We start from the raw sequence: 13,325 nt of genomic DNA on the forward strand, positions 1-13,325 counted from the left end.
GGCATTTAAATGCTACTTGGATCACATGTTTCAATGAGTGGAAAAGAAATGCTGCTCGGATCAAGTAAAGAGGCTCTCTCATATGGGGCAAATACCTTTATGATTTATACAGGAGCTCCGCAAAATACTCGTCGTAAAGCAATTGCTGATCTTAATATTATGAATGGTTTACTACACATGAAAGAGCATGGCATGACAAATATTGTTGTCCATGCTCCATACATTATTAATATTGCGAACACAGAAAAACCTGAAACTTTCCGTCTAGGTGTAGATTTTTTACAAACTGAAATCGAACGAACAGCAGCGTTGGAAGCAACACAAATTGTATTGCATCCAGGTGCCCATGTCGGTGCGGGAGCAGACGCAGGTATTGCCAAGATTATTGAAGGTTTAAATGAAGTACTGTCACAGGATTACCCTGTACAAATCGCATTAGAGACAATGGCGGGAAAGGGAACTGAATGTGGTCGTTCCTTTGAAGAACTTGCTAAAATTATAGATGGCGTAACACATAATGAGCGTCTTTCAGTATGCTTTGATACATGTCATACGCATGACGCTGGTTATAATATTGTAGAAGATTTTGATGGCGTCTTAAATGAGTTTGATAAATTAATAGGTGTTGATCGTATCAAAGTCCTGCATATCAATGATTCAAAAAATGTTCGTGGTGCAGGAAAAGACCGTCACGAAAATATTGGCTTTGGTCATATTGGCTTTGATGCATTAAAAAATATTGTGCATCATCCACAATTAATGGAGGTTCCTAAAATCTTAGAAACACCATTTGTTGCTTTAAATAGTGATGCCAAATCAAAATCGGCTCCTTATAAACATGAAATTGAAATGCTTCGTAATGAAGAGTTTAAACCAGAGTTAATCGATGCTCTAAGAGGATAGAATAAAAAGCCCGAAATCAGCGGTATAGTTGCTGATTTTCGGGCTTTTTTTATTTTCATGGTGATGAGATGAATGCTGATGCGATCCTTTATTTCAATGGGTGTCTAAACACATACTAAAATAGAGGAACTCAGTCTAAGAACGCCACGTCCTGTGGCAATTTATCTGTGCGAAAGCGAAGCGACAGCGGCAATGTTTACTGTAGCGAAAGCACAGCGTCAGCTACAATTACGCCTGGAGAAATTGATTATTTCGTAAACAATGCAATTAGTTGTCTGGAACGCTTTCTACCTAAAACAGCTTCTACCTCTACAAGAATATCTTTTGGAATACCTAAAAAGAGCCACGTAAATGAGAATTGCTCCAAATAAGGCCGGAGTTTTCTTACTTCAGAAGTAGTAATTTCAAATCCTTCAGCACGTGCAATCGCAACAACTTCCTTATCACTACTTTGTGTTAATTGCTGTAAAAATTGAATACTCAAAGCTAATCCTCCTTTTAAAGTTGTTTAGTTTCTTGAAACAAAAATCATTCTTGTGAACGTCGTGCTAGCTATGAAAAAGCTTCACATTAATGTATTAGAATCAATGTCTATACCAACTCGAAATCGAAAACAGTAGAATAGCAATCTTATTTTCTTTACAAAAACTGTACTTTCATATATACTTACAACTTGTTAAATCGTAATGATTATGAATTAGAAAGAAGAGAACATACATGAAAAAATCATTAATTGACATTGAAAATGTGTCTTTTCAATATGACTATACGCAAGTATTAAAAAATATCTCTTTCCGTGTAGAAGAGGGAGATTTTTTAGCACTTCTTGGTCCGAATGGTTCAGGGAAATCTACATTATTAAAAATTATTTTAGGATTACTAAAACCAATGTCTGGAGAAATAAAGCTATTTGGTGAACCAAGTTCAACTTTTAAGCATCGTGAATGGATAGGGTATGTGTCACAAAAATCTAATGCCTTCAATTCGGGTTTTCCAGCAACTGTCCAAGAAGTAGTGAAAAGTGGATTATCGAAAAAATTAGGATTATTTAAAAGACCTGGACGAGATGCAAAGGAAAAAGTATTGGAAGCATTAAAAGCTGTTGGGATGGAAGCATTTATCAATCGTAATATTGGTGAGCTATCTGGTGGGCAACAGCAACGTGTCTTTATTGCAAGAGCATTAGTTAGTGAACCGAGGCTACTAATATTGGATGAACCAACTGTCGGCATTGATCATGAGAATGTGCAGTCATTTTATGATATGCTGGCGAAATTAAATCGGGAACAGGGAATTACAATGATTCTTGTTACACACGATGTTGATACAGTGTCGAATCGTATCAGTCATGTAGCATGTTTAAATCAAACTATACATTTCCACGGTTACAAAAATGAATTTGATACAATTTCTCATGATGCGCTTGATGCTTGGTATGGCCATTCAGTGAGAAAGATTCACTAGAAGGAGAAGGTATAATGATTGAAGCAATTTTTAACTATGAATTTTTACAAAATGCCTTTTTCTCTGGGCTATTAATTGGCATATTGGCACCGCTATTAGGTGTTTTTATTGTCGTTCGCAGGCTTTCGCTTATTGCTGATGCCTTGTCACATGTGACACTCGCGGGAATAGCGGGAAGCTTATATATCAGTCAATCTGTTACAGCTTTAGCAATGCTAAATCCGATTTACTTAGGCATATTGGCATCTGTCAGCGGTTCGGTTTTAATTGAGCGTCTTAGACGTTTATATAAGCACTATGAAGAGCTTGCTATTCCAATTATTATGTCAGGTGGGATAGGTATTAGTGCTATATTTATCTCGCTTGCGAGTGGCTTTAGCACGGATTTAATGAGCTATTTATTTGGTTCAGTGTCAGCTGTATCACGTCAGGATTTATGGGTAGTGGTAGGAATTGCTGCCGTTGTCATTATCTTTTTATTTATATTTTTTAAGGAACTTTTTGTTTTATCTTTCGACGAGGAATATGCTAAAGCTAGCGGTCTGCCTGCACGTTGGATTCATCTCTTATTTATGATCGTTACAGCGCTTGTTATTGCTGCAAGTATGCGCATCGTCGGTATTTTACTTGTATCATCACTTATGACGTTACCTGTGGCTGCTGCAATGCGACTTGCAAAGGGCTTTAAGCAAACAATCATTTATGCAATTGTCTTTGGCGAAACGGCTGTGTTAATCGGTTTAGTCAGTGCTTTTTATTTAGATTTAGCACCCGGTGGTACAATTGTCGTTACTTCTATCTTAATTTTGTTACTTGTAATACTAGTGAAGAAAATAGTTTTTAAAATGGCTACAAAACGGGAGGAGGTAGCGCAGTGAATGTTTCAAGAGCGTGGGAAATTTTAAAAGAAAACGGCTTTAAAAAAACAGATAAACGGGAGTTAATATTAGATATGTTTGCAGCAACAGATAAATATTTAACTGCTCGAGATTTATTAGATGTTTTGAAAAAAGATTTTCCAGGTATGAGTTTTGATACGATTTATCGCAACCTTTCAACGTTTGTGAAGCTAGGAATACTGGAGGAAACTGAGTTATCTGGGGAACGAAATTTCCGTATGCATTGTGAATCTGAACATCATCACCATCATTTTATTTGTATGGATTGCGGCAATGTTAAGGAGCTAAATCTCTGCCCTATGGAAATGCTTGGAGAAAAGCTGCCAGACTATGAAATTGAAAATCATAAATTTGAGATCTATGGTAAATGTCCAGAGTGTAAGCATGAAACTTTGTAAAATCTGACATGACAATATTTGAAGAAAGGGGTAGTTCCAAGTGAGGTTTCATTTGGAACCACCCCTTTTTTGTACAAAGGTCTTTCCCGACTATTATTGCGCATCGCTCTAATAATCTATGATTTTTGAGTGAAAGGAGATTGGTAATATGTCCGCTAGGCATTTAAAAAGATGTATTTTCTTTAATATTGAATAGAAGGTATTTGCTGCTATACGGGTATATGGCTTCTTTCTGTAAATAGTAAAAAGACGAATGATTTATCATTCGTCTTTTTATTATATTATTGATGTTTTTGTTGGAATTCTACCATGAAGTCACGTAATGCTTCACAAGCCTCTAATGGTACAGCATTGTAAGTAGAAGCACGGCAGCCGCCTACAGAACGGTGTCCATTAAGTCCAACAAATCCTGCTGCTTTTGCTTCTGCAAGGAATTGTTTTTCAAGCTCTTCATCAGCAACACGGAAAGTGATGTTCATTAAAGAACGGCTTTCAGGTGTTGCATGACCAGTATAGAATCCATTGCTATTGTCAATAGCATCATAAATTACTTTTGCTTTTAATTCATTATGCTTGGCAATTTCAGCAACGCCACCTTTTGATTCTACCCATTTTAATACTTCACCTAACATATAGATACCAAAAGTTGGTGGTGTATTGTATAAAGAGTTGCTGTCAGCGTGCGTTGAGTATTTTAGCATCGTAGGAATATTTTTATTCGCTTTCTCTAACAAATCTTTGCGAATAATGACTACTGTTACACCAGATGGACCAAGATTTTTTTGAGCACCTGCATAAATAAGACCAAATTTACTTATATCAACTGGCTTAGAAAGAATATCACTAGACATATCCGCAATTAATTGTACATTACCTGTTTCAGGGAATTCCTTCCATTGTGTACCGTAAATCGTATTGTTTGAAGTGATATGCAAATAGGCATCCTCTTCATTGAATTGAATGTCTGCTAAAGTTGGGATATTGCGGTATTTATTTTCTTTTGTGCTAGCAGCTTCTACGGGCGTACCAAATAATTTAGCCTCTTTGAAAGCTTTTTCAGACCATGATCCTGATAATACGTAGCTTGCTTTTTGATCTGCTTGTAGGAAGTTCATCGGTATCATAGTAAATTGAAGACTAGCTCCACCTTGTAGGAAAAGGATTTCATAGTTTTCTGGGATAGCATAAAGCTTTTTCAATAAAGCAATTGCTTCATTATGTACTTCGTCGAAAATGGCACTACGGTGGCTCATTTCCATAATTGACATGCCTGAGTCACGGAAGTTTACTAATTGTTGTTGGGCTTTTTCTAATACTTCTAGTGGTAGGGCAGAAGGGCCTGCGTTAAAATTGTATGCTCGTTGTGTCAAAGTGGTACACTCCTTGTTTGTTTTATAAGGTTAAACCTTAATCATAGGGTTTTTAGTCCCTACTAATTTGAATCTATCGGGCTTTTACAATCAGTTCATAGTCATCTAGCAACTTTATATATATAGGTATTAGATTAAGCGGAATACTGACCGTTAAAAGCACTTTACTGGATTATAACTTAATTTTCAAGAGAAAAAATAAAATTCTCACTATTCGAGCAGAATAATGACAGGCTCGCAACAAAATATACACAATTGAGTTAAAATTCATAATAGCGTTTTGGCTTTAAATACGAACAAACTGAAAATGGATGTGTATATATGAGTTGATGTTTCGTGATTTACACGTTGCTAAAACGGTAGAATTATAAAATGTTCGTGTTTGTTTAAATGAAATCTCTTTTGCTAAATAAGTACTCGTTTGCACATTCCACTCCAGAAGGACGCTTTCCGTAGGTGTAGTCTAGGGATAGTTAGGTAGAGAGATAGGAACAAAAAAAGCAGCCAACATTGACTGATTTCTAGCACTGATTCAGTTTTAAATATGGTTTATATTAAAAATAATATTGGTTTACATAAAAACTAATCAAATTTCGGGCGGGGAATTATTCTAACCTACAACATAAACCAAGTAACTTTCGGTATAATGAATTGTGAATACGGATAGAAGGGGTGTTTTAAATGTTTACAATAGAAGAAGCGTGTTTAGTTGTCGTCGATGTCCAAGGGAAGTTAGCGACAATTGTTGACGAAAGTGAAGCGGTGATTGAAAATGTGGCCAAGCTGGTACAAGCTATGCAAGCTTTGGAGGTACCTATTTTATGGCTCGAACAAAATCCTAGCCGTTTAGGTGGGACAGCATTAGATATTGCTCAGCATATTCAAGGTCAACAACCTATAGCTAAAATGGCTTTTAGTGCATGCCAGGAGCAAGAGTTTGTCGATGCAATGAAGGCAAGTGGTCGTTCTCAATTTATTGTGACAGGTATCGAAACACATATTTGTGTCTACCAAACAGCTCGACAGCTAAAAGAACAAGGGTTTGAGGTTGAAGTTGTTGCAGATGCCGTGTCCTCTCGTACAAAGGCCAACAAAGAGATTGGGCTTGAGAAGATGAAGGCACTTGGAATTTTACCAACAAGCGTGGAAATGATTTTATACGAGTTACTACAACGTGCAGATCATCCACATTTTAAAACGGTGTTACGACTCGTTAAATAACAAAAAAACTCATCAGAACGATGAGTTTTTTGTTATTATGCAGGCATATCAGTCGGTGTTGGTTTTGCATAGCCTTCTTTATATGTGTTATCAATTGTTTGGCGAATTTCTTTCAGGCTCATACCATCTTTATGCATTTTTGCAGACTGTACAGCAATTTCTAGGCAAACGAGACAACGAGTACCGTGATCATCCCAAACAATTGTGCCATCCTTACGTTTTTCCTCAATAAAGCAGTTTAAATTGCTTTTATGTCCGGCTGATTCGCCACATCCACAATAACATGGCATCCATTCTAAAATTTCTGTAGACTGACCAGCAATTTGATACACTAAACGAATATCTTCTGATTTATTATCTAAAAACGATGGTAAAACATCAGCAGAAGCAGTTTCCTCCTGAATATCTCCAGAAGCATGTCCATGTTCTTCATGTGAAGCTTCTTTTTGCGCGGCATTCTGATTTTTTTCAACAGCCTGCTGATCTTCACCACAAGCACTTAACACTAATAACGACAAAGTAAAAATAGATAGTAGTTTTTTCAACGAAAGCGCCTCCTACATGTTTACAATACTTCCATTATAACATTGTTCGTCGAAACATTTACAAGGAGGCAAGTGAAAATCAATGAAATATATCTAATCCGCGTGTTTTGTTCATTAAAAGTTCCATTTTCTCACTCAGTAATTTTTTCATGAAGAAACCAAATAGAATGAAAATGAGCCAGAAGAAAGATAAAAAGGCAAGATCAATCCAGACCTTTGACCAAATAATACCACCAACTGCCTCTCGCATCATTCCAATCGCATAAGTGAACGGAAGAAATGGATTTATCATTTGGAAAAACTTTGGTAGTAATTCTACAGGATATGTGCCACCGGAACCGGCAATTTGCAACACTAACATAACAATGGCTAACGCTTTTCCAACATTTCCGAATACGGATACTAGCGTATAGACAACCGTAATGAACACTAAACTAATAAATAGCCCAAATGGAATAAAGAAGTAAGGAGCACTAATTGACCCATCTAAAATAACAATATCTCCTATTGTAATAATGAGCGTTTGAATAAATGAAAAAGTTGCAAATGTTAATAAACGTCCAAAGTATATTTGGCGAATACTATATTGATTATTGTCGTGAATATCTACAGATAAAAGAGAAATTAATAATAAACAACCAACCCAAATGGAAAGCACAGTGTAAAAAGGTGTCATAGCTGTTCCATAATTAGCAATTGGAAACATTCTATGTTCCTCAAGCTTAATAGGCTCCTCAAAGAAATCTCGCTCGGCGTTAACGTCGTTTTTCAATAATTGAACGATTTCAGAAATATCAGCTTCGCTTTCTAATTTTCTTAGTTTGTCTGCAAGATCTTTAATTTTTGTACTTAAAGCAGGAAAATCTGATTGTACTGTACCAATTGTCTTATTAGCTGTTGCTAACATATTTTTAGCATTTGTTAAACGATCTGTAGCCTGAGGCAGTACACTTTTTACTTTTGTTAGCATGGTTGATGCATTTGTTAACGTATTTTTTGCAGAAGTCAAGGTCGTATGAATTTGTGGTTCTAGATGATCGTTATAATTAGTAAGAAATTGATGAAGATTGTTAGAAGCATTTTGTGCAACATTTTGAACATCGGCAAGATCTTTTTTGATTGTTTCGACATCAATATTATTTAATTGCTGTACTTTATTTGAGGCGTCCGTTAATAAAGTATTCAGCTGATTTAATGCTGTTAAAGAGCTTAAAGAATAATCAGTAAAACTAGGATTTGCCTGTAAATCTCCACGGATAGCTTCAAGCTGTTCAATAATTTTATTATTTGTTAGCAAAGTCTTAACATCTTCAGAATTGTTTTGCTGTAGGGCCGTCAGGATGTTTTGCACCTTGTTTTCAAGCTGTTTACGAGTCGAAGCATCAGCTTGTGTTAATTTTTGAAGTGCTTCGAGTGTTTGGATGCTAGAGTTTACTTTATCACGGGATGCATCCAGTTGATTTTTAATCGTATCCTTTATTTGTGCAATGGTAGCTGAATCCACATTAGCATTTTGTATTTTCCCTATTATATCTGTAAATCGTTGGGCAATATTTTGTACAGTTTCTAGATCTTTTTTTATGATAGGGGACAACTGGTTGAACAATGTATCAGCTTCATTAATCAATTTTAAGCCTGAGTTGATAGTTGTTAGACCATCATTTGTTAATTTTTCAACCTCAGGAACTTGGGTAATCGTGTGGTTCAGTAAAGTCTCAGCTTCTTTTCCGCCTTTAGCAGTTTTTGCTAAAAACGTTCCGATATCAGGAAGGTTATGTTCGATTGTAAAAATGTAATTTTCGAATTTCTTAAAATCTGGAATTTCCTTTTCCATCTCCACACCGACCGTATTAAAAATAGAAAAAAGTGTTCCGCTGACAGTTGAGATAAACTCACTAGAAACCTGTTGCGTCAGTCCACTTGCACCTTTACTTGTAATTTTAGGTGCGATTGGATTTATTTTTTCATTTACATAATAATCGATATGCGCTTTAGTAGGCACATTTGATAATATGGAGGTCAGTTTTTGAGAAAAATCACTGGGGACAACAATAACCGCAAAATAGTTTCCATTTTTTAAATGATCAATGGCTTGTTCATGAGAAGTAAATTCCCAAGTAAAGTTTTGATTGGTACTTAAATTGTCTACTACCTCGTTACCGACATTAATATCTTCTCCTCTAACATTCGCTCCTGTGTCTTCATTGACAATAGCAATTTTCATGTTGGCTGTATGTGCATAGGGATCCATAGATGCATAAATATTGAGCCACGCATAAAGAGAAGGTAAAAAAATGAGTCCACCAATAATGACAGCAACTACCCAGTTTGTTAAGATATTATGGATATCACTTTTATAAATTTGAAAAATATTTCGGATAGTGTGTTTCATATTAACCACTCCATATTCGTATTGAGCATTCTATATGTATGTTCCCAAATTTGGGCCAGATTATGTTTGAATTATGGAAAAACTTATTTCCGAAGACTTATTAGTTTACTAGGTTTTAAAAACACTTTATAATCAATCGCGGATACACTAAAACTAGGATTTTTTGGTGTAAAAAAGGAGGAACACATTCCCATGAAAAAACTACTAATTATTGGCTCAGTAATTGTTTTGTTATTTGCAGTAATTATTGTGCTAACAAAAGTCTCGAACAATAGCAAATTAGAAAACGCAGAGAAACTTTATGGCGACAAAGAACTAAAACAAGAAACAATTGATCAATTGGATGATAAAAATTACCAAAATATTATGTTGCCTGACGAGCTTGAAAAAAAAATAAAAGCTGGTGAAGATGTAAATGCTTATTTCTTCAGTCCAACTTGTATGCACTGTAAAGCTTTTACACCTGAGTTAATGCCTATTGCCAAGGAGCTTGGTGTTGATATTGCCCAAATAAATGTTTATGAATACGGAGAATTAGGGGATAAATATAACATTGAATACACACCAACATTCATTCACTTTGAAGGTGGTAAAGAGGTTAAACGTTTTGTAGGTGCCTTATCAGAAGAAGATTTACGCACATTTTTAAATAAAGAAGTATTAAAAAAATAAGTAAAGCAGAGACTGGATCAAAAGTTATTTTTGAACAGTCTTTTTTTAACTTCTAGTTAGAGCCTCCGGACGCAATTATGCCGAGGCATAATTGAATTTTGTAGTGTATACTAAATATACTGAAGAGTTGTACATTGGAGGAATATTGAATGACAATGGATGATTATTTTTATAATGGTGAGCTAATGAAGTGTTATGAGGCGGCTAAACAAGTTACAGATGAAAATGAGAAAGTGTTAGCTGATAAATATATTAAATTATTAGAAGAGTACGATTTTGCTAGCTATCCAAAGCCTGCACTGGTTGTTGAAACTCAACATGCAGAACGAGCGGATGAAAGTTATCCTGAATCGGATACCGTAGTCGAAATTCGTGCGATAAAAGATGAAACAGAGTTTTCAAAGCGTATTAAAGAACTTGAGGATGTAGCAACAACAGGTACTTCAAATGAAAAGGCACAATCATATTTTACACAAGGTGAACTGTTTTTGTTTGCACATCATTACAATGAGAGTGTCCATTGTTTTAGACAAGCAGTAAAAGAAAACCCTAACAAGGCGTTATATTGGGGCATCACAGGTCAAACGATGCATCGCTTTGGGTGGTTGCCATTTGATGCACTTGGCTACTTAGAGCAAGCTATTAACTTGGATCCAAAAAATGCGCGTTGGAAATGGAATAAAGCACTTGTTCTTATTCAATTAGCGAAAGATTTGCAAATGGCACCGTTTATGGCAAATGCTGCGATTACATTAGAAGAGGCAATAGCTGATTGTGGCGAACATCAGCGTTCCTTAAAAGATGCGATCCAAAATACGATAGATAATATGGATAGCTATGTATTTTCATAAAAATTATTAGATGTCTCAATAAGTTGAGGCATCTTTTTTATTTTCATTCAGCACATGTTTTTTGTAGTGATACTTTTTATCTCGAAAAAGCCTGATAAGTGAAGATTAATATTCAGTGTAGGATGAAGAACCCCTCCTACTGATTGAAGCTTCACTTTATTTTAATATTTAGTCCTAAATTTTTATTTTTATTTAGTTGAAAAGTTGGTTTTTAGTGATAGTTTTATAGTATAATTATCCTAAATGCATCAATAAAACAGTATATGGAAGGAGATTATTTAGAGATTAAGAAGGGGTGTTATGATGTGGAAATTTAATGAAGATTTTTCATTTGTGAAGCAGGGCATTCAATTTATCCTATTATCACTGGTGTTATTAATCGTAATTGATTTGGGTAGTGATAAATTTTATTGGATATTTGGAGAGAACAATTATGTAACGCTTCATTTAATGATGGAAATGCTTATTACTGTAGTGACAATGTCTATTTCGATTCAGGCATGGTTAATTACGCCTTATATTTTATCGAATAAAGTCCTCTATGCTGGGTCATTATTTTTAACGATTAGCTTATTAGAAATGGCTCACGCACTTTCCTATAAAGGAATGCCATTTTTTATTACTGAAAGTACGCCGTATGCATCAACATGGTTTTACATGTTTTGTCGATTACTATTATCGATTGGTTTTCTCATTATTTTTTTTATAAAGGAAAAGGAAATAAAATCGATTTATCGTTGGTTTATTTATAGCTTACCGTTTGTAATAATCACGGGTTGTTTTGTCGTTATCTATGCCCCAACGCCTATATTGCCACCACTTTTGATAGAAAGTGAAGGTCCCACTGTTTTAAAAAATACTTTGCAATATATAGCTGTAGCTTTCCATTTGGTGATTATGGCTCTATTACTTCTAAAGTTTAAAAAAGCACCTAAAATTATATTTTTATTATTATGTAGTTCGATTTATTTAATAATGAGTGATTTTCTTTATACCATGTATCAAGATGTTTCTGATATTAAAAACTTCATAGGACATATGTTTGAGTTAGGTGCATCTTATCTTTTATTTAGAGCTATTTATTTTTCATCTATCGAAAAACCTTTTCAGCAGTTAGTTGATACACAAGAGCATTTAGAAAAATCTCGTGAAAAGATGCATCATATGGCTTACCATAATGAGATTACGAATTTACCAAATGAACGTTTTTTAATGGAATCATTAAAGAGAGAGTTATACATATCTAAATCCCAAAAGGCAATTCTTGCTATCGGTATAGAAAGAATTGCTGCTATTAAAGCGTCTTTAGGTAGTACATATGCAGACCAAATGATAAGTCTAATCGCGCAAAGATTGAAAAATGTTTTACCAGAAAAGTATTTACTATGCTTACTAAGAGAAGATTATTTTGTCGTTTATATTGATCAGGTGAATGATACCCATCAATTGACGCAGCTAAGTCAAAAGCTCCAACTTGTCATGGAAGAATCATTTCAAGTACAACATTTTTCTCTCAATAGTCAATTAAATATTGGTATTGCTTTATTTCCAACTGATTCTTATAGGGAAGAGGAACTTATTAGATTTGCATTTTATGCCATGCACGAAGCACAGAAAACGCCAACACGCATTAGGTTCTATGAGTCTTCAATATCTAATGAAACGACAGAACGACTTTTATTAGAAACTGATTTACATGATGCATTAGCGAAGCAAGAGCTTTTTTTAGAATATCAACCACAACTAGATTTACATACGGGTCAAATTAAGTCAGTAGAGGCTTTAGTTAGATGGCAGCATCCAAAAAAGGGGTGGATTTCGCCGGGAGTCTTCATTCCAATTGCTGAGGAATCGGGATTAATTATACCTATAGGACAATGGGTACTAGAAACAGCATGTAAACAAGTAAAGAGTTGGGAAGCAGCTGGATTGCCACCGATTAAAGTGGCAGTTAATCTGTCATTAGGTCAACTTTTTCAGCAAAATTTAGTTGAAATAATTCACGATGTTCTTGAGGAAACGCAATTAGAGCCAAAATATTTACAGCTAGAGATAACAGAAAGTATGACCATCAATATTGATCATATGACGACGATTTTACACAAATTGAAGGCGCTTGGGATTACGATCGCTGTAGATGATTTTGGAACGGGCTATTCGTCATTATCTTATTTGAAGGATTTTCCTATAGATTGTTTAAAAATCGATCGGTCTTTCGTTCAGAAAATACAATCGGACTCTACAGATAAGGCACTAGTTGACATGATTCTCTCTATGGCAAAGCATCTACAGTTAAAGGTAGTTGCAGAAGGAATAGAAGAGATAGAACAGCTATCATATCTAATAGACAGCAAATGTGATACTGTACAGGGCTTCTTATTCAGCAAACCTGTACCTCCGCATATTTTACAGGAGAACTATCAATCGCTTCACAATGATGCAAAGTCTATTTTAGATTCAATTACTACATCTGAAGTATAAAGTGTTCATGCAACATCCTTGTTTCATCTTATAACAAGGATGTTTTTTTGTTTGCTATGTAAAACTATGAAAGCCTACATTGTAGACCTAAACGTCAACCGTTTCTTTCTTTTCTACAATCATGGTATG

The 13,325-nt window shown here is 35.1% G+C and carries 12 protein-coding genes; 8 read left to right on the forward strand and 4 right to left on the reverse strand.

Annotated elements, in window-relative coordinates; genetic code table 11:
- Positions 1-9: 9 nt before the first annotated feature.
- Complete coding sequence (locus ACMZ42_RS10550; protein WP_415731418.1) at positions 10-903, forward strand: deoxyribonuclease IV; 894 nt, start codon at positions 10-12, stop codon at positions 901-903.
- 247 nt (positions 904-1,150) lie between these two features.
- On the opposite strand, the gene ACMZ42_RS10555 is transcribed toward ACMZ42_RS10550, so the two are convergent.
- Complete coding sequence (locus tag ACMZ42_RS10555) at positions 1,151-1,387, reverse strand: Nif11 family protein (protein ID WP_053484617.1); 237 nt, start codon at positions 1,385-1,387, stop codon at positions 1,151-1,153.
- A 233-nt stretch (positions 1,388-1,620) separates the two neighbouring features.
- On the opposite strand from ACMZ42_RS10555, the gene ACMZ42_RS10560 reads away from it, so the two are divergent.
- From ACMZ42_RS10560 to ACMZ42_RS10570, 3 genes are read left to right on the forward strand one after another with little or no spacing between them, the layout of a single operon-like run.
- Positions 1,621-2,367, forward strand: coding sequence for a metal ABC transporter ATP-binding protein (locus ACMZ42_RS10560; RefSeq protein WP_370081551.1), 747 nt, complete (start codon positions 1,621-1,623; stop codon positions 2,365-2,367).
- A gap of 14 nt (positions 2,368-2,381) precedes the next feature.
- Positions 2,382-3,245 (forward strand): metal ABC transporter permease, encoded by an 864-nt coding sequence (locus ACMZ42_RS10565; protein WP_370081553.1) that lies wholly within the window; start codon positions 2,382-2,384, stop codon positions 3,243-3,245.
- Positions 3,242-3,664: a Fur family transcriptional regulator gene (locus tag ACMZ42_RS10570; protein ID WP_142509824.1), complete on the forward strand. Its 423-nt coding sequence runs from the start codon at positions 3,242-3,244 to the stop codon at positions 3,662-3,664. The genes ACMZ42_RS10565 and ACMZ42_RS10570 overlap by 4 nt, the downstream gene beginning before the upstream one ends.
- 281 nt (positions 3,665-3,945) lie before the next feature.
- Here ACMZ42_RS10570 and serC read toward each other — a convergent pair whose 3' ends face one another.
- Positions 3,946-5,034 (reverse strand): 3-phosphoserine/phosphohydroxythreonine transaminase, encoded by a 1,089-nt coding sequence (gene serC, locus ACMZ42_RS10575; RefSeq protein WP_415731419.1) that lies wholly within the window; start codon positions 5,032-5,034, stop codon positions 3,946-3,948.
- A gap of 681 nt (positions 5,035-5,715) precedes the next feature.
- On the opposite strand from serC, the gene ACMZ42_RS10580 reads away from it, so the two are divergent.
- Positions 5,716-6,255, forward strand: a complete 540-nt coding sequence (locus ACMZ42_RS10580) for a hydrolase (protein ID WP_415731420.1) — start codon at positions 5,716-5,718, stop codon at positions 6,253-6,255.
- A gap of 35 nt (positions 6,256-6,290) precedes the next feature.
- Here ACMZ42_RS10580 and ACMZ42_RS10585 read toward each other — a convergent pair whose 3' ends face one another.
- Together ACMZ42_RS10585 and ACMZ42_RS10590 are read right to left on the reverse strand one after the other, a co-directional pair.
- Complete coding sequence (locus tag ACMZ42_RS10585; RefSeq protein WP_415731421.1) at positions 6,291-6,800, reverse strand: PCYCGC motif-containing (lipo)protein; 510 nt, start codon at positions 6,798-6,800, stop codon at positions 6,291-6,293.
- A gap of 79 nt (positions 6,801-6,879) precedes the next feature.
- Positions 6,880-9,192, reverse strand: coding sequence for a YhgE/Pip family protein (locus tag ACMZ42_RS10590; protein ID WP_415731422.1), 2,313 nt, complete (start codon positions 9,190-9,192; stop codon positions 6,880-6,882).
- Between the two features lie 192 nt (positions 9,193-9,384).
- Here ACMZ42_RS10590 and ACMZ42_RS10595 point away from each other — a divergent pair, with 192 nt between their 5' ends.
- From ACMZ42_RS10595 to ACMZ42_RS10605, 3 genes are all read left to right on the forward strand, one after another.
- On the forward strand, positions 9,385-9,864 hold the full coding sequence (locus ACMZ42_RS10595; RefSeq protein WP_415731423.1) for a thioredoxin family protein: 480 nt from the start codon (positions 9,385-9,387) through the stop codon (positions 9,862-9,864).
- A gap of 149 nt (positions 9,865-10,013) precedes the next feature.
- Positions 10,014-10,715 (forward strand): tetratricopeptide repeat protein, encoded by a 702-nt coding sequence (locus ACMZ42_RS10600; RefSeq protein WP_415731424.1) that lies wholly within the window; start codon positions 10,014-10,016, stop codon positions 10,713-10,715.
- A 300-nt stretch (positions 10,716-11,015) separates the two neighbouring features.
- Entirely contained in the window at positions 11,016-13,196 is a 2,181-nt protein-coding gene (locus tag ACMZ42_RS10605) for an EAL domain-containing protein (protein ID WP_415731425.1), read from the forward strand.
- The last annotated feature ends 129 nt before the right edge of the window (positions 13,197-13,325 follow it).

Source organism: Lysinibacillus sp. NPDC056185 (assembly GCF_047737915.1).
Taxonomy (GTDB): domain Bacteria; phylum Bacillota; class Bacilli; order Bacillales_A; family Planococcaceae; genus Lysinibacillus.